Source organism: Amycolatopsis orientalis, assembly GCF_000943515.2.
Taxonomy (GTDB): Bacteria; Actinomycetota; Actinomycetes; order Mycobacteriales; family Pseudonocardiaceae; genus Amycolatopsis; species Amycolatopsis orientalis.
Window position 1 is genome coordinate 7,471,410 of sequence record NZ_CP016174.1, and the last position, 17,165, is coordinate 7,488,574.

Genomic DNA, 17,165 nt, shown 5'->3' on the forward strand with positions numbered 1-17,165 from the left:
CGGTTTGGCGGCGAACGCGTCGACGCGCGTTCTTGATCTTGCGAAGCCATCCCACCTTAGGGCCGGGCACCGCGGCCAGATACGTCCGTTCAGGCTAAAAACAGACCTCGGGTCGCGACAGACGGACGGCTACCGCTAGTTTGGCCGTCCGCACTACAACGCCGGGGGGCATGCCATTCATGCGTCGGCTGACCTTGGTCGATTCCCTGTTCTTCCTAGCCCACGACGAGTTCACCGGAAAACCCGCGCTGCGCCGCACGGGACTCGGCATCGGAATGGCCGGTTCCGCGCTTTGTGATCTCCTCCTCGCCGAGCGGATCACCGTGGAGGGCAAGCGAATCCGCCCGCTGTCGCGAGCGCGCCTCGCGCATCCCGCGCTGGATCGGGTGTTCTCGGAAATCCGCGGGGAGGGCGAACGGCACACCGTCCGGGAATGGGTCGACCACCTCCGCCAGGATCTCGGGGAAAAGGTCGCGGACAATCTGCTCGCCGCCGGGGTGGTCAGCCGCGAGACCGACCGGGTGCTGATGCGGAAGATCCGGCGCTATCCGCCGCGGGATCTGCTGATGTCGACCGCCGCGCGCAGCAAGGCCAGGGCCGCCGTACTCGGCACCGAACGGCCGGATCCGCATTCGGTCTGCCTGGCCCTGCTGGCCTGGACCGTGGGTCTCGATGATCTCTGCGAACCGGAACTCGACCGCGCCGGGCTGCGCTCCTGGGCGGAGACCACCCACCGGGAACTCCCCCGGGCGCTGGCCGACCTGATCACGGGCGTCGAAGCCGTCTGCGCCGCCGTCGTCTACACCGGGGACCGGCGCTGAGCGCCCAGCCCTTGCCGTGACCATTCACTCGTGGTTATCGTGTGCGCACGCCGCAGTTACACCTGAGAAGTAAATGCCCATTCTCCGTGGAAAGGGACACCTTTCATGAGTAACGCCCTGCGGCCCGCGATGCGTCGCGCTCTCGGCGCGGTTTCCGTCCTCGTTCTCGCCGTTTCCGGCCCTGTCGCGCTCTCCTCTCTCGCCTCCGCCGCGCCCGCCCCGGCGTCGGCGTCGATCTTCGCCTCCGGTGGCGATCTCGCCTCGCCGGAGAAGAAGGAGATCGCGATGCAGATCGTCTCCAGTGCGGAAAACTCTTCGCTGGACTGGAAAGCGCAGTACTCCTACATCGAGGACATCGGTGACGGCCGCGGGTACACCGCCGGCATCATCGGGTTCTGCTCGGGGACCGGGGACATGCTCGAACTCGTCGAGCGCTACACGAACTCGGTGCCGGACAATCCACTCGCCGACTACCTTCCCGCCCTGCGCGAGGTGGACGGCAGCGATTCCCACGAAGGCCTCGGCAGCGGTTTCGAAAACGCGTGGCGGGAAGCCGCCGGTCGTGAGGACTTCAAGGCCGCACAGAACAGCGAACGCGATCGCGTCTATTTCGATCCTGCGGTGAATCAGGCGAAATCGGACGGGTTGGGCGCACTGGGACAATTCATCTATTACGACGCCATCGTGATGCACGGACCGGGCACCAGCCAGGACAGCTTCGGCGGCATCCGGTCCACCGCGCTCCAGTCGGCCAAGCCGCCGTCCCAGGGCGGTGACGAGACGGCGTACCTCAAGGCGTTCCTCGATGCCCGGCGCGTGGTCATGAAGCAGGAAGAGGCGCACGCGGACACCTCGCGGATCGACACCGCGCAGCTGGTGTGGCTCGACGACGGCAACCTCGACCTGCACACCCCGCTGAAGTGGGCGGTGTACGGGGACCCTTACGAGATCGGCTAGCGCGAGGCCAGCAGGTCTTCCGCGGTCCGCGTGTTGATCACCCGGTCCGGCTCGATCCCCAGCTCGGTGGCCCGTGCGCAGCCGTAAGCCAGCCAGTCCAGCTGGCCGGGCGCGTGCGCGTCGCTGTCGATCGCGAAGTCGCAGCCCAGCTCCACCGCCAGGTTCAGCAACCGGGTCGGCGGATCCCGGCGTTCGGGACGCGAGTTGATCTCGACCGCGACCCCGTTCTCCCGGCACGCGGTGAACACCGCCTCCGCGTCGAACTCCGACTCCGGCCGTTTCCCCCGGCCGCCCATCACCAGCCGTCCGGTGCAGTGCCCCAGCACGCGGACGTGCGGATTTTGCACGGCCGCGATCATCCGCGGGGTCATCTCCCGCGCGGGCATCCGCAGCTTCGAATGCACACTCGCGACGACGAAGTCCAGCTGTCCCAGCAACTCTTCCTCTTGGTCCAGCGTGCCGTCGAGGTGGATGTCGACCTCGATCCCGTGCAGGATCCGGAACGGCGCCATCGTCTCGTTCAGTTCCGCGACGACGTCCATCTGCCGCCGCAGCCGCTCGGGCGAGAGACCGTTGGCGACGGTCAGCCGCGGCGAGTGGTCGGTCAGCACCATCCATTCGTGGCCGAGCGCGCGGGCGGCCTCGGCCATCTCCTCGATCGGGCTTCCGCCGTCGGACCAGTCGGAGTGGGTGTGGCAGTCGCCGCGCAGCGCCGCCCGCATCGGCCCGCCGTCGGGCAGCTTCGGCTCGCCGATCTTCTCGAAGTACGCGGGACGGCGTCCGGCGAGGACGTCCTCGACGACGGCCGCTGTCGCCTTGCCGATGTTCGGCAACGCGGTCAGCGTGCCCGCTTCGGCGCGTTTGCGCAGATCGTCCGGCTTGACCTTGGCGATCACCGAGGCCGCCTGCCGGAAAGCCCGCACCCGGTAGGTCGGCTCGCCCGCGCGCTCCAGCCGGAACGCGATCTCCCTCAACGCCTGCGCCGGTTCCATGGCTACCTGTTTACCCCGTCAGCGGCGTAAGGGCAGCTCATGCAGCGCGACATCGCGCAATTCGCCGTCACGGATCTCGGCGGTCTGGTAGGTGCAGAACGGCTGGCGGCGCCGGTCCGTCGGCGAGCCGGGGTTCAGCAGCCGCAGCCCCTTCGGCGTGACCGAATCCCACGGGATGTGGCTGTGCCCGAACACGAGGACGTCCGTGTCCGGGAAGAGTTCGTCGCAGCGACGCTCGCGCCCCTGTTTGCCGCCGGTTTCGTGGATGACGGCCAGCCGGACCCCGTCGAGTTCGACCCGCGCGATCTCGGGGAGCCGGTCGCGCAGCTCCGGGCCGTCGTTGTTGCCGTAGACCCCGATGAGCCGCGCGCCGCGCGCCTCGAATTCGTCGAGCAGGGCGGCCTCGACCCAGTCCCCGGCGTGGACGACGACGTCCGCCGCGTCGACCTCGCGCCAGACCGGGTCCGGCAGCGCCTTCGCGCGCAGCGGCAGATGGGTGTCGGCGATCAGCACCAGCCGCATGGCTACCCCTCGATGGCGCCGAGGACGCGGTCCAGGAAGTCGCCGATATGGGCGCGCAGCAGCCCGGCCGCGCCGTCGGCGTCGCCCTTCTTCGCCGCCGCCAGTACCGCCTTGTGCTCGGTCCATTCCTTGCGCCAGCTGGGATTCGTCTCCCAGCCGACCACGCTGATCAACGCGGCGCGATCCTTGAGGTCGTCCAGCATCGACACCATCAGCGGATTGCCGCAGCCGCTGTAGAGCGCGCGGTGGAACCGGCGGTTGAGCAGGCTGAGCGCGGCCTGGTCCTTGTCCGCGATCGCCGCGGACGCCTCCTTCAGCGCCTCGGCGGCGTCTTCGAGCAGCTCCGGCGAGCGGCGTTCCACCGACCGGCGCACGGCCTCGGGCTCCAGCACCATGCGGACGTCGTAGACCGACTTCGCCAGTTCCGCGTCCACCACGCAGACCGACGCGCCCTTGTACGGGCTGAAGGTGACCAGGCCCGAGTTCGACAGCACCTTGAGCGCCTCGCGGACCGGCGTCTTCGACACCCCGAGCCGGGCCGCGAGTTCGGCTTCGACCAGCGGCTGACCGGGCTTCAGCTCACGGGTGAGGATGCCGCGGCGGATCTCCTCGAGCACCACTTCGGTGCGCGAGGCGGGCAGACTGAAGGTCGATGACATAGGGCGATCATATATGAGATGCCATACTCGTGTTCATGAGAGACCCTGAGGAACTCCGCAGCCATCGCTGGTTCGGCGGGGACGAACTCCGCGGGTTCAGCCACCGGGCCCGGACCAGGCAACTCGGCTACAACCCGGAGGAACACCTCGGGAAGCCGGTCATCGCGATCCTCAACACCTGGAGCGACATCAACCCCTGCCATATGCACCTGCGCGAACGCGTGGAACAGGTGAAGCGCGGGGTGTGGCAGGCGGGCGGGTTCCCGCTGGAGTTCCCGGTCGCGACGCTGTCGGAGACCTTCCAGAAGCCGACCCCGATGCTGTACCGCAACCTCCTGTCGATGGAGACCGAGGAGATCCTGCGGTCCTATCCCATCGACGGCGCTGTCCTGATGGGCGGCTGCGACAAGACGACACCCGCGTTGCTGATGGGCGCGACGAGCGCTGGACTGCCCGCCATCTTCGTACCCGCCGGGCCGATGTTGCGCGGGCACTGGCGGAACGAGGTCCTCGGCAGCGGTACCGACATGTGGAAGTACTGGGACGACAAGCGTGCCGGGCTGATCGGCGACGCGGAACTGTCCGAATTGGAGCGTGGGCTCGCCCGCTCCCCCGGTACCTGCATGACGATGGGCACCGCCTCGACGATGATGTCGGTCGCCGAGGTGCTCGGCCTGACCTTGCCCGGGGCGGCCTCGATCCCGGCGGTCGATTCGGCGCACCACCGGATGGCCGCGGCGAGCGGCGCGCGCGTCGTGGAGATGGTCTGGGAGGACCTCACCATCACGAAGATCCTCGACAAGCGCGCGTACGCCGACGCGATCACCACCGTGCTGGCGCTCGGCGGGTCCACCAACGCCGTCATCCACCTGATCGCGATGGCCGGCCGCGGGCGGATCCCGCTGTCCATCGACGATTTCGACGCCATCGCGCGCCGGGTCCCGGTACTGGCGAACATCCGGCCCGGCGGCGACTGGCTGATGGAGGACTTCTACTACGCGGGCGGCCTGCCCGGCCTGCTCTCCCGGCTGACCGACCTGCTGCACACCGATCGCGTCACCGTCACCGGCCGGACGCTCGGCGAGACGCTGGAAACCGCGCGGGTGCACAACGACGACGTCATCCGCACCCGAGACAATCCCGTCGCCGCCGAAGGGGGCGTCGCGGTCCTTCGCGGCAATCTGGCGCCGTCGGGCGCGGTGATCAAGCACATCGCCGCGGAGCCGCATCTGCTCGTCCACACTGGACCCGCGGTGGTCTTCGACGACTACAAGGACCTGAAGAAGCGCATCAACGATCCCGCGCTCGGCATCACCGAGGACTCCGTGCTGGTGCTGCGCGGCTCCGGTCCGCTCGGCGGCCCCGGCATGCCCGAGTACGGGATGCTCCCGCTGCCGGATCACCTGCTGGCCAAGGGGGTCCGGGACATGGTCCGGGTTTCCGACGCGCGGATGAGCGGGACCAGTTACGGCGCCTGTGTCCTGCACGTGGCGCCGGAATCCCACGTCGGCGGACCGCTGGCGCTGGTCCGCGACGGCGATCCGATCACTTTGGACGTTCCCGCCCGACGGCTCAGCCTCGATGTCGCCGACGAGGAGCTGGAGCGCCGCCGGGCACAGTGGACACCGCCCGCGCCGCACTACGAACGAGGTTACGGCGCGTTGTACACCGAACACATCACGCAAGCCGACGAAGGCTGCGACTTCGATTTCCTCGCTCAGGTGGCGGAGAACCCCGAACCTGACGCCCAGTGATCACCCGGCGGAGTGACTGCTCACCCGACCGGGCGAGTTGCAAGCCGACAAACGGCGCCCCGTATCTTGAACACACGTCCGGACACGTGGAATGCCCGGAGGTACGACGTGCCGTCCGGCGACCTCGCCGGCCGTGGAGGGTGGAAAGTTGCCGCAGGAACCGCGCTGGCCCGAGTCCCATGCCGAGCAGACGGACATTCTCCCGGTCGTCACGCCCGGGTTCGGGGAGTCTGCCACGCCGCCGGAGACCGCGCCACCGAAACGCCGTCGCGGCTACCGCAAGGCGGCCTTCATCGGCGGGGGCGTGTTCGGCCTGCTGGTCGTCGCCTACGCCCTCGACCTGCTGGTCTCCCAGGGCAGCGTCCCCCGCGGCGTCACCGTCGCCGGGGTCGACGTGGGCGGGATGGACCGCACCGCGGCCGAGAAGGAGCTCAGGGGTGGCATCGAGCCGCGGCTGACGCGGCCCGTGAAGCTCGTCGCGGGTGACGTCGAGGAGTCGCTGGCGCCGAACGCGGCAGGCCTGCGCCTCGACTGGCCCGCCACCCTCGACCAGGCGGGTGACCAGCCGCTGAACCCGTTCACGCGGATCGCGTCGTTCTTCTCGACCACCGAGGTCGGCGTCGTCACCCACACCGACGACGGCAAGCTCACCGCCGCGATGGAGGGCCTGCGCGGCAAGATCGACCGCGATCCCGTCGAAGGCACCGTCCGGTTCGAAGAGGCCAAGCCGGTCGCCGTCGAGCCGAAGACCGGGCAGAAGCTCGACGTCGAGGCCGCCAAGCAGACGATCCTGGACCGCTGGGCCACCGGCGAGCCGCTCACCCTCGCGGTCACCCAGACCCCGGTCAAGGTCTCGCCGGAAGCCGTCCACGCCGCCCTCGAACAGGTCGCGAAGCCCGCCGTGGCGGCGCCGCTGGTGATCAAGGGCGAAGGCAAGGACGCCGTCGTCAAACCGGACGCCATCGCGGGCGCGCTGACCTTCGAACCCGCCGACGGCGGCGTGCTGAATCCGAAGGTGGACAACAACAAGATCATCGAAGCCGCGGGTCCGCAGCTGAAGTCCACCGAAAAAGAGGGCAAGGACGCGCAGATCGTCTTCGAAGGCGGCAAGCCGACCGTCGAGCCGTCCGAGGACGCGAACGTCGTCGACTGGGAGCCGAGCCTCAAGCCGGTGCTCGACGTCCTCAAGCGCACCGCGCCCCGCGAGCTGCCGGTGACCTACAAGAAGACCCCGGCCAAGGTGACCACCGAGCAGGCGAACCAGCTCGGCATCAAGGAGGTCGTCAGCGAGTTCAAGACCGGCGGCTTCGCCCCGGACTCGGGGACGAACATCCGGGTCGTGGCGCAGAAGGTCAACGGCGCCATCGTGAAACCGAACGAGACCTTCAGCCTCAACGGGTTCACCGGACCGCGTGGCGCGGCACAGGGTTACGTCGAAGCGGGCGTCATCAAGGACGGCGCGCCCGGCCGTGAGGTCGGCGGCGGGATCTCGCAGTTCGCGACCACGCTGTACAACGCCTCGTACTTCGCCGGGATGAAGGACACCGAGCACAAGGAACACAGCTACTACATCAGCCGCTATCCCGCCGCGCGCGAGGCGACGGTGTTCCAGAACCACAACGGCGGCAGCGTCATCGACCTGAAGTTCACCAACGACGGGGACACCGGGATCGCGATCCAGACCATCTGGACGCCGTCGGACATCACGATCCGGTTGTGGGGCACCAAGAAGTACACCGTCGAGTCGATCCCGGGCGGCCGCTCCAACCCGTCCGAGCCGCCGACGAAACCCGGCCCCGCCGAGAACTGCAAGCCCAGCAACGGCGCGCCCGGCTTCACCACGTCGGACACCCGGATCATCAAGGACGCCGCGACCGGCCGCGAGATCCGGCGCCACACCCGCAACGTGCACTACAACCCCCAGCCGAAGATCACCTGCGGTACGGAGTAATTTCCTCCCGGACGCGTTCACCGAACGCGTCCGGGGCGGTACCCTGAGTGGCGCACCCGACGGGACGGGGGTGTCACCTCGTGACTTCGACGGCGACCTTCCGGCAGCTCCTCACGGTCGGTGAACTGCGGGCGATCTGGTTCGCGGAACTCCAGTCCATCCTCGGCGATCAGGTGGCCAGGGTGGCCCTGTCGGTCCTGGTGTTCCAGCGGACCGGTTCGGCGACCTGGCCCGCGCTGACCTACGCGCTCACCTACCTGCCGGATCTGATCGGCGGACCGCTGCTCGGCGGGCTGGCGGACCGGTTCCCGCGTCGCGCGGTGATGGTCTGCTCCGACGTCGTCCGGGCGCTTCTGGTCGCCGTGCTCGCGATCCCCGGTATCCCGTTGCCCGCGCTCGCCGCCGTACTGGTGGTGGTGCAGCTGGCCAACGCCCCGTTCACCGCCGCGCAGGCCGCCGTCCTGCCCTCGGTGCTGAGCGGCGACCAGTACGTCCTCGGGCAGTCGCTGCTGAAGATCACCAACCAGGTCGGCCAGCTCGCCGGATTCGCCTTGGGCGGCGCGGTGATCGCCGCGATCGGGCCGGGCAAGGGGCTCGCCCTCGACGCGGTGACGTTCGGCGTCTCGGCGCTCGTCCTATGGCTGGGTGTCCGCGCCCGGCCCGCTTCGGGGGCCGGTGGACCGGCGACGTCGACGCTGCGGCGGCTTTCGGCCGGTGCCCGCACCATCTGGCGGGACCGGCGGCTGCGGGCGCTGGTCGGCCTGGCGTGGCTGGCGGGGTTCGTCATCGTGCCGGAAGGGCTGGCCGTGCCCTACGCCGCGGAGATCGGCGGCGGGGCGGTGACGGCGGGGCTGCTGCTCGCGGCGCATCCGGCCGGGATCGTGCTCGGGGTGTTCGTCCTCGGCCGCCTGGTGCGGCCAGAAATGCGGCTGCGGCTGGTCGGGACGCTGGCGCTCGGCGCGATCCTTCCGCTGGCGGCGTTCTGGTTCCGCCCATCGCTGCCCTACGCCGCCGGACTGCTCGTGCTGTCCGGGATGTGCGCGGCGTACCAGGTCACCGCCAGTACCACCTTCATGCGGTTGGTGCCCGACACCGAACGAGGCCAGGCCTTCGGCCTCGCCGGGTCGGGACTCATCGCCGTGCAGGGAATCGGGCTGATCGCCGGCGGCCTGCTCGTCGGCGTACTCGGTTCACCCGCGACGACGGTCTCGGTCATCGCACTGGCCGGTCTCGTAGTGGCTGTTCCGGCCACCCGGGCTTGGCGCCAAGTGGCCCCTCTTCACCCCCTTTGACCGGAACCCGGTACTCACCAGTTCTGCCCGCGCATTGGGCTCACCCCCTCCACTACCCGGCCCGGTCACGCGTGGTGCACCCACGCCTACCCATACAGCGTAGTGACACCTAGTATCCAACCGATTACGTTCGTCTCCGTGGCGCTAACGAATTGGGCGCTGTGGCGGCTACCCCACCGCGGCTTGATCGGCTTCGTCCTCCTGGTGGACGTCGCGGCGATCGCCGGATCCGCCTGGTCTTTTCTCCACCTCCCGGTCAGCCCGGGCGACGCCGTCCCGTTCGCGATCCTGATCGCCAGCGCCGTGCTGTACACGGAGTTGTCGCGGCCGGTGGAACGAGTGCGGGAACGGTTCGCAGGCACACCGCACATCTCGCTCGACAGCGTCTGGACCTTCGCCGCCGTCCTCCTGGTGCACCCGGGACTCGCCGCGCTGGTCATCGCCGTGTCGTTCTTCTACCGCTGGTTCCGGGGGCAGCCGAACCCGCTGTTCCGGCGGACGTTCTCCATGTCGGCCACCGTGCTCGCGGGTTTCGCGGCCTCCGCCTTTCTCACGCGGTACGCCGTCCCGTTCGACGTCCTGCCCCGCGACGTCCGGTCGTTCGGCGTGGTGGTCGCGGCCGGCGGGGTGTTCCTGCTGGTGAACACCGTGCTGATGACCGTCGCGGTGTACTACGGCACCCCGCACGACAGGCTGCGCGACGCGATGGCGAAGCCGTTCGAGTACGCGCTCGAAGCCGCGACGATCGCGCTCGGCGTCGTCGTGGCGTGGGCGCTGCGGGACTGGCCGGTGGTGCTGCTGCTGATCGTCGGGATCACGCTGGTGCTGCATCGCGGCGTACTTTTGCGTCAGCTGAAACGGCAGGCGCGCAGCGACGCCAAGACCGGACTGCTCAACGCCAAGGCGTGGCGCGACGCCGCCACCGACGAACTCGACCGCGCGCGGCGCGCTGGACGGCACACCAGCCTGCTGATGCTCGACGTCGACCGGTTCAAGAAGATCAACGACCGGCACGGTCATCTGGTCGGCGACCGGTATCTCGCCGCCATCGCGGAAACGCTGCGCACCGAGGTGCGCGGCACGGATCTGGTGGGCCGGTTCGGCGGCGAGGAGTTCGTCGTCCTGCTGCCCGGCACCCCCGCGGTGCACGCGCACGCGATCGCGGAACGGATCCGGTCGAGTATCGCGAACCGGGGCGGCCTGCCGGAGCACGTCACGGTGTCGATCGGTCTCGCCGACCGGCCGGGCGTGACCGACCTCGACGACTTGATCGCCGTCGCGGACAGGGCGCTTTACGAGGCGAAGGCCACCGGGCGGAACCGGACCTCGGGCTACCAGGTGACCGGCTGATCCGGCCCTCCGGTGTGTTATGAACGGGACTTTCATTGCAAAATTTGCAATGAAAGTCCCGTTCATAACACTCGCGCACGACCTACGGGAGCCCGGCGAGGGACTTTTCGAGGGCGGAGTCGGGCAGCGCGTTGTCCACCATGTCGCCCGCCAGGTACGCACCGTACGCCGGGAGGTCGAGGTGCGCGTGCCCGCACAGCGCGGTCAAGATCACCTTCTCCTCACCGGTTTCCTTGCACCGCAACGCTTCCTGAATACACGCCGCGAGCGCGTGCGTCGGCTCGGGCGCCGGGATGATGCCCTCCGCGCGGGCGAACCGCACTCCGGCGGCGAAACAGTCCTCCTGGCCGATGGCGATCGCGTCGATCAACCCGAGCTCGTAAATATGCGAAATCAGCGGCGACATCCCGTGATAGCGAAGGCCGCCGGCGTGAATGGGGTCGGGGATGAAGTCGTGACCGAGGGTGTGCATCTTCAGCAGCGGCGTCAGCCCGGCGGTGTCCCCGAAGTCGTACGCGTACCTGCCGCGGGTGAGCGAGGGACAGGCGGCCGGTTCGACCGCCCGGATCACCGGGTCCATCCGCCCGGCGAGTTTCTCGCGCAGGAACGGGAAGGCGAGCCCGCCGAAGTTCGAACCGCCGCCGGTGCAGCCGATGAGCACGTCCGGGGTGTCCCCGGCGAGTTCGAACTGCTTGAGCGCCTCTTCGCCGATGATCGTCTGATGCAGCAGGACATGATTGAGCACGCTCCCCAGCGCGTACCGCGTGTTCTCCGCCTGCGCTGCCTGTTCGACCGCCTCACTGATCGCGATGCCGAGGCTTCCGGTCGACGCCGGGTCGGCGGCCAGGATCGCGCGGCCGGATTCCGTCAGCTCGGACGGGCTCGGATGCACCGTCGCGCCGAAGGTCTCCATCATCAGCTTGCGGTACGGCTTCTGGTCGTATGAGGCACGGACCTGCCACACCTCGCATTCGAGCCCGAAGGTGGCGCAGGCGAACGCGAGCGCGCTCCCCCACTGACCGGCGCCGGTCTCCGTGGTCAGTCTGGTGACGCCCTCCGCCGCGTTGTAGAACGCCTGCGGCGCGGCGGTGTTCGGCTTGTGCGAGCCGACCGGGCTGACGCCTTCGTACTTGTAGTAGATGCGGGCGGGCGTGCCGAGTGCCTTCTCCAGCCGCCTCGCGCGGAACAGCGGCGACGGCCGCCAGAGCCGGTAGACCTCCAGCACCTGTTCCGGGATGTCGACGTAACGGTCGGTGGTGACCTCTTGGGCGATGAGCGCCTGCGGGAACAGCGGCGCGAGGTCGTCCGGGCCGACCGGCTCGCGCGTGCCCGGATGCAGCGGCGGGGGCGGCGGCTCCGGGAGATCCGGGATGACGTTGTACCACCTGGTCGGCATGTCGGCTTCGTCGAGGATGTACTTCGTCCGCTCCACCATGGCGCCTCCTCCGGTCGAGCCTTCCAACCTAAAGGGACGGACAGCGCGGCACCAGGGATCGCTACTACGGTGGGGACATGGGGAATCTCGTACTGCTGGACGCGCCGTCCAATCTCGGCCTGCGTCCACCCGCCGAAGGAGTGGTTCCGGGCTGTTACAAAGCACCCGGCGCGCTGCGTGACCATGGCCTGCTCACCCGGTTGGGGGCGACCGACGGCGGGGTGGTCACCCCACCGCGCTATCTGCCGCACTGGTCACCGGACGGCGGCGTCCGTAACGCCGCCGGGATCGCGGCCTACACGGCGGCCCTCGCCGCCCGCCTCGCGAAGATCCGCGCGGGCGGCGGCTTCCCGGTGGTGCTCGGCGGCGACTGCTCGATCGCGCTCGCCGCGATGCTCACCCTGCGCCGCGAAGGTCGCTTCGGCATCGTCTACTTCGACGGCCACGACGACTTCCGCCACCTCGGCAACTCCGATCACGTCGCTTCCGTCGGCGGCGAGGCACTCGCCGTCGTGACCGGCCGAGGCGCCCCGGAACTGGCCGATGTGGACGGTCTGGCGCCCTACGTCCGCGACGAAGACGTCCTCGTGCTCGGCGCTCGCGAAGAGGAGTCCGCCGAGGCGAGGGAAGCCGGTCTCCGGACGGTGACCAGCCAGGAGATCATGGCGTCCGGGACCGGCGGCGCGCTCGCGGCCGCGCGCGAGATCTTCGCACCGCTGGACGGATTCTGGATCCACGTCGACATCGACACCCTCGATCCGGAGTTCGTGTCCGCTGTGGACAGTCCCGATCCCGGCGGGCTCAGCCCGGACAAGCTCGTCGAGCTTCTTCGCGGCCTGCTCGCGCTCCCCGGCGCGGCCGGGCTGGAACTGACCATCTTCGATCCCGACCTCGACCCCGACGGCACGCAGGCCGCACTGGTGACAGACTCGCTCGTCCGCGCTCTGGAAGGAATCCGATGACCGAAGTGACCGTCGCCGACGGCTCGTTCGACGCCCCGCTCTGGCTGCCCGAATCGGGCTCCGGCCCGGGCCTGGTCCTGATCCAGGAGATCTTCGGCCTCGACGACTACCTGAGGTCCGTCGCCGCCGATCTCGCCGCGCTCGGCTACGTCGTCGCCGTACCCGAGCTGTTCTGGCGGATCGCCCCCGGCTGGTCGGCCACCCACGACGAGGCCGGGATCTCCGCCTCGATGGAGGTCTCCGGCAAACTCGACCCGGCACGCGCGGTCACCGACGTGCTCGCGACCCTGGCGATGCTCCGGTCACTGCCCGCGACCGATGGCCGCGCGGGCGTCTTCGGCTTCTGCCTCGGCGGCTCGATGGCCTACGCGGCCGCCGCCGAGGGCGACCCGGACGTCGCCGTGTCGTACTACGGCTCGACAGTGCCGGGGCAGCTTCCGTTGCTGGACAAGATCACTTGCCCCATCCAGTTCCAGTTCGGCGGAGCGGATCCCTACATTCCCATCGAGGGCGTGCGGAAGCTGGCGGATGCGGTGGCCGCCCATGACGGCGCGGAGATCCACGTCCACGAGGGCGCGGGGCACGCGTTCCACAACCACGTGGCGCCGATGTTCCACCAGCCCGAGCCCGCCGCGGCGGCCTGGGCGCTGACGCTGGACTTTCTCAGGAGGGTCTTCCCCGCTTGAGTGAGTGGTGGGGGTCGTGAGTGGTAATGACGGTTAGAACCGTCATTACCACTCACGACGGAATATGTCGGTGCCTCGCGGTAGTTTCCCCACCATGGCCACATTGGTGAGTTTTCACGCCCACCCCGACGACGAGTGCATCGTCGCGGGCGGCGTCATGCGCAAGGCCTTCGAGGAAGGCCACCGTGTCGTGCTCGTCGTCGCGACCCGGGGCGAGGTCGGCGAGGTGCCGGACGGCTTCCTCGACGAAGGAGAGGAGTTGTGGCAGCGCCGCGTCCAAGAGACGCACGCTTCGGCCGAGATACTGGGGGCCAAGCGCGTGGAGTTCCTGGGGTACACCGATTCCGGCATGATGGGCGAACCCCGCAACGACGAGCCGGGAACGTTCTGGCAGGCCGAGGTCGAGGAGGCCGCGCAGCGGCTCGCCGCGATCCTGCGCGAGGAGCAGGCCGACGTCCTGACCGTCTACGACGACAACGGCGGCTACGGGCACCCGGACCACATCCAGGTCCATCGTGTCGGCATGCGCGCGGCCGAGCTGGCGGGCACGCCGCGGGTCTACGAGGCGACGAGCAACAGTGACGAAATGCGCCGTGGCATGGAGGAGGCGGTGCGGACCGGGCAGATGAAGCCCGAGGACCTCCCCGATTTCGACGACGGCATGGAGTTCGGCAAGCCCGAGGCGATCCTCACGGCGCGGGTCGACGTGACCGAGTACCTGCCCCACAAGCGGGCCGCGATGCGCGCGCACGCCAGCCAGATCAGCGAGGAATCGTTCTTCCTCGCGATGCCCGACGAGGGTTTCGCGCAGGCGTTCGGCACCGAGTGGTTCATCCGCGCGGGCCAGGGGCCGGGCATCACCGAGACCGATCTCATGGCGGGTCTCTGACCTATGGGCATGTGCGGCGCGTATCTGCGGGTCACGTCCGGCGAACTCCGTGAACTGAGCGAGAAACCCGAGCTGTACTGGGAGTACGCCGAGAAGGCCGACGGCACCGAGCGGGCGGTGGACGTCGACAAGGCCTGGCACGCACTGTGGTTCCTGGGCGGGCGGGCCGGGTTCGAGGTCGACTTCGTGCTGGGCGGAACACTGCTAGGGGAAGCCGACAGTGACGGGCCGCCGCGGCATTTCACCGCGGACGAGGTACGGACGATCTCGGCGGAGCTGTCGCGGACCGGATTCGACCGGCTCTCACAGGGCGTCGAGCTCTCGGACTTCGAGGCCGAGGGGATCTACCCGTCGATCTGGGACAACCCCGATGCCCTGGACTACGTGCGGGGCAACTACAACAGCCTGGTCACCTTCTTCGCGGGGGCGGCGAAGGCCGGGGAGCCAGTCGTCACGATAATCACCTGACGGATTCCGCGCCGTGACTCGCGTGCTTGGAGCCGTGACTTCCGGCTCCAAGCACGTGACTTCCGGCTTCGATCACGCGAGTTCCGCGCCCAATCACGCGAGTTCGCCGCCTGGGCGCGCGCGAGCAGGAAGCACAGCAGGAGGGATCAGGCCGTCGCGGCGGTGACGTCGAGTTCGACGAGCTGCCCGGGGTAGCCGAGCTGCGCGACACCGAGCAGCGTGCTCGCGGTGGTGAAGGCCTCGCCGATCTCCGACTCGACGAACCGGTCCCACACCGCCGAAAGCACGTCGGCGTCCGGCGTCACCACGTAGATCACCGTGCGGACGACGTCGGCCGGGGTCGCCTCGGCGAAGGCGAGCGCCGCAGCGGTGTTGGCGACCACTTGGTCGACCTGGGCGAGCACATCACCCTCGACGACCTTGCCGTCTTCGGCGAGCGGGCACTGGCCGGCGAGGTGGACGTCCCGCCGCCCTTCGACGATGGTCACGTGGTGGTAGGTGGGCGTGGGGTGCAGACCGGGCGGATGGTGGCGTTGAATGGTCACGAGCCGCATCCTCATCGAACCGGCCTCGGCCGGCCAACTGGATTTCCGGGGGAACCATGCGCAGGACGATCGACTGGACCGGCGACGCGGTCACGATCATCGACCAGACCGCTCTCCCCGCGGAGTACCGCCTGCTCGAACTCCGCACGGTCGGGGAACTCGTCGACGCCATCCAGCGGCTGGCCGTCCGCGGTGCCCCGGCACTCGGCGCGGCGGGCGCGCTCGGCGTGGTGCTCGCGACCCGCGCGGCGGGTGACGTCGAGGCCGAGGCGGAACGTGTCGCCCAGGCCCGGCCTACCGCGATCAACCTGAGCTGGGGTGTCTCCCGTGCGCTCGCGAAGCTCCCGGAGGGGCCGGAAGCCGTCCTCGCCGAAGCGCTGGAAATCCTCGACGAGGACGAGCGGATCAACCACGAGGCCTCCCGGCTGGCGGCCGAAGTGGTGCTCGAAGGCTGCGAGCGGCGGCCGTTGCGGCTGCTCAGCCACTGCAACGCGGGCCGCCTCGCGACGGTCGGCTGGGGCAGCGCGCTCGGTGTCGTCTGGCACCTGCACGCCCGGGGCCTGGTCGAATCCGTGCTGGTCGACGAGACCCGGCCGCTCCTGCAGGGCGCCCGCCTGACCGCCTGGGAACTGGCCGAAGCCGGTGTCCCGTACCGGATCCAGCCCGACGGCGCGGCCGCCGCCGCGATGGCCCGCGGCCTGGTCGACTGCGTGCTCGTCGGCGCCGACCGGATCGCCGCCAACGGCGACGTGGCCAACAAGATCGGGACCTACGGCCTGGCGATCGCGGCGCGGCACCACGGGGTGCCGTTCGTGGTCGTCGCCCCTTCGTCCACTGTGGACAGCACGATGCCGGACGGCACCGGGATCGTGATCGAGGAACGCGATCCCGCCGAGGTCCTGAGCTTCGGCGGCACGAAGGTCGCGCCCGACGGCGCGGAGGTGTTCAACCCGGCCTTCGACGTGACGCCGTTCGAGCTGGTCACCGCCGTGGTCACGGAGCGGGGGGTGCTGCGGCCGTGAGCAGCTTGGCGAAGAGAGCGGCCATCTCCGCGTCGTCGTAGCTCAGCGGGAGCGTGTCGAAGTAGTAGCGGACCAGGCCGGGTTCGGTGCGCACGATCGTCCCGAACTGGATCGTCCGCCCCTTCGCCCGCACTGTCCCGCGATACTCCTGGAACTTCGTGTGCGGCCCCGCCGCCTGATCGGCCGCGAGGCGGACGTCGGTCATCGCCGCCGTCAACCTGCCGAGATAGCGCAGATGGCAGACCGGATCCGTCACCGGTGCCGTCAGTCCCGGCCCGGTTAAGGCCGGTCCCTTTCGAGGACAGTCGTCGGCGACACCGGCGAACAGCTCACGGAGGGCTTCCTGTTCGAGGGGGCGGAACCATTCCGTCCGATCGTGATAGCGCCGCCCCTGGACGACTTCGCCATCCTTGAGCACCACTCGGTAGACGGCCGGATACCGCACCATCCGGCCGCTGATCACCGCTTCGTTGGCCGCCTCGTAGAAGACGACGTCGCCGTTCACCACGATCTTGACCGGGGTGAACCGGAACGTCGGGAAGGCTCCCAGCAGCGTTCGCAGGTTGTCCTCGATGGCCGCCCTGCCTCGCACAGGCGCCGCGCTGCCCGACTCCGCGAGCGTCCCGTCCGCCGCGAAAACGGTGCCGTACAAACGAACGCGGGCTTCCCTGGTTTCCGCGGTGTCCGAGCGCATCGCCCCGAACTCCGTCTGTTTCGTGAGGAAAGCGCAGGCGGACGACGACACCGCGCCTTCGACACGATCGCCCAGCCGCTCCAGGATCGAACAAGCCTCGTCCGCTTCCGCCATCGCCGTTCCGCCTCCCGTCACCGTCACACCGAGCAGAACTGCCATCACACCA

Annotated in this window: 17 protein-coding genes; 11 read left to right on the plus strand and 6 right to left on the minus strand. The window is 69.2% G+C overall.

What is annotated here, in order from left to right; translation table 11 throughout:
• Positions 1-179: 179 nt before the first annotated feature.
• Positions 180-821 carry a GOLPH3/VPS74 family protein gene (locus SD37_RS32495; RefSeq protein ID WP_044856217.1) on the plus strand — a complete coding sequence of 214 codons (642 nt, stop codon included), beginning with the start codon at positions 180-182 and terminating at the stop codon, positions 819-821.
• Positions 822-926: 105 nt separating this feature from the next.
• Positions 927-1,778 (plus strand): chitosanase, encoded by an 852-nt coding sequence (locus tag SD37_RS32500; RefSeq protein WP_044856123.1) that lies wholly within the window; start codon positions 927-929, stop codon positions 1,776-1,778.
• Here SD37_RS32500 and SD37_RS32505 read toward each other — a convergent pair.
• The 3 genes from SD37_RS32505 to SD37_RS32515 are packed head-to-tail and all read right to left on the minus strand — an operon-like array spanning position 1,775 to position 3,951.
• Positions 1,775-2,770: a PHP domain-containing protein gene (locus SD37_RS32505; RefSeq protein WP_044856124.1), complete on the minus strand. Its 996-nt coding sequence runs from the start codon at positions 2,768-2,770 to the stop codon at positions 1,775-1,777. The two genes, SD37_RS32500 and SD37_RS32505, sit on opposite strands and share 4 nt — an antisense overlap.
• Positions 2,771-2,788: 18 nt before the next feature.
• Positions 2,789-3,292 (minus strand): metallophosphoesterase family protein, encoded by a 504-nt coding sequence (locus tag SD37_RS32510; protein WP_044856125.1) that lies wholly within the window; start codon positions 3,290-3,292, stop codon positions 2,789-2,791.
• 2 nt (positions 3,293-3,294) lie between these two features.
• Positions 3,295-3,951: a GntR family transcriptional regulator gene (locus tag SD37_RS32515; protein WP_044856126.1), complete on the minus strand. Its 657-nt coding sequence runs from the start codon at positions 3,949-3,951 to the stop codon at positions 3,295-3,297.
• Positions 3,952-3,986: 35 nt separating this feature from the next.
• On the opposite strand from SD37_RS32515, the gene araD reads away from it, so the two are divergent.
• The 4 genes from araD (at position 3,987) to SD37_RS32535 (ending at position 10,298) form a co-directional block, all read left to right on the plus strand.
• Positions 3,987-5,705 (plus strand): L-arabinonate dehydratase, encoded by a 1,719-nt coding sequence (araD, locus tag SD37_RS32520; RefSeq protein ID WP_044856218.1) that lies wholly within the window; start codon positions 3,987-3,989, stop codon positions 5,703-5,705.
• Between the two features lie 148 nt (positions 5,706-5,853).
• Complete coding sequence (locus tag SD37_RS32525) at positions 5,854-7,656, plus strand: VanW family protein (protein WP_044856219.1); 1,803 nt, start codon at positions 5,854-5,856, stop codon at positions 7,654-7,656.
• Between the two features lie 80 nt (positions 7,657-7,736).
• Positions 7,737-8,948, plus strand: coding sequence for an MFS transporter (locus SD37_RS32530; RefSeq protein ID WP_044856127.1), 1,212 nt, complete (start codon positions 7,737-7,739; stop codon positions 8,946-8,948).
• 138 nt (positions 8,949-9,086) lie between these two features.
• Entirely contained in the window at positions 9,087-10,298 is a 1,212-nt protein-coding gene (locus SD37_RS32535; RefSeq protein WP_236725165.1) for a GGDEF domain-containing protein, read from the plus strand.
• An 82-nt stretch (positions 10,299-10,380) separates the two neighbouring features.
• Here SD37_RS32535 and SD37_RS32540 read toward each other — a convergent pair whose 3' ends face one another.
• Positions 10,381-11,733 carry a TrpB-like pyridoxal phosphate-dependent enzyme gene (locus SD37_RS32540; protein ID WP_044856129.1) on the minus strand — a complete coding sequence of 451 codons (1,353 nt, stop codon included), beginning with the start codon at positions 11,731-11,733 and terminating at the stop codon, positions 10,381-10,383.
• 77 nt (positions 11,734-11,810) lie between these two features.
• On the opposite strand from SD37_RS32540, the gene SD37_RS32545 reads away from it, so the two are divergent.
• The 4 genes from SD37_RS32545 (at position 11,811) to SD37_RS32560 (ending at position 14,738) form a co-directional block, all read left to right on the plus strand.
• Positions 11,811-12,695: an arginase family protein gene (locus tag SD37_RS32545; protein ID WP_044856130.1), complete on the plus strand. Its 885-nt coding sequence runs from the start codon at positions 11,811-11,813 to the stop codon at positions 12,693-12,695.
• Positions 12,692-13,381 carry a dienelactone hydrolase family protein gene (locus tag SD37_RS32550; RefSeq protein WP_044856131.1) on the plus strand — a complete coding sequence of 230 codons (690 nt, stop codon included), beginning with the start codon at positions 12,692-12,694 and terminating at the stop codon, positions 13,379-13,381. The genes SD37_RS32545 and SD37_RS32550 overlap by 4 nt, the downstream gene beginning before the upstream one ends.
• Before the next feature lie 94 nt (positions 13,382-13,475).
• Positions 13,476-14,270, plus strand: coding sequence for a PIG-L family deacetylase (locus tag SD37_RS32555; protein WP_044856132.1), 795 nt, complete (start codon positions 13,476-13,478; stop codon positions 14,268-14,270).
• Positions 14,271-14,279: 9 nt separating this feature from the next.
• Positions 14,280-14,738: a YfbM family protein gene (locus SD37_RS32560; protein WP_236725166.1), complete on the plus strand. Its 459-nt coding sequence runs from the start codon at positions 14,280-14,282 to the stop codon at positions 14,736-14,738.
• A 146-nt stretch (positions 14,739-14,884) separates the two neighbouring features.
• Here the strand turns inward: SD37_RS32560 and SD37_RS32565 are convergent, their stop codons facing one another.
• A complete protein-coding gene (locus tag SD37_RS32565) occupies positions 14,885-15,283 on the minus strand; it encodes a RidA family protein (protein ID WP_044856220.1) in 399 nt (132 codons plus the stop codon).
• Positions 15,284-15,339: 56 nt separating this feature from the next.
• Between SD37_RS32565 and mtnA the strand changes: the two genes are divergently transcribed.
• Entirely contained in the window at positions 15,340-16,305 is a 966-nt protein-coding gene (gene mtnA / locus SD37_RS32570; protein WP_044856134.1) for an S-methyl-5-thioribose-1-phosphate isomerase, read from the plus strand.
• On the opposite strand, the gene SD37_RS43970 is transcribed toward mtnA, so the two are convergent.
• On the minus strand, positions 16,277-17,158 hold the full coding sequence (locus SD37_RS43970; RefSeq protein WP_236725167.1) for a nuclear transport factor 2 family protein: 882 nt from the start codon (positions 17,156-17,158) through the stop codon (positions 16,277-16,279). The genes mtnA and SD37_RS43970 overlap by 29 nt on opposite strands.
• Between the last annotated feature and the right edge of the window lie 7 nt (positions 17,159-17,165).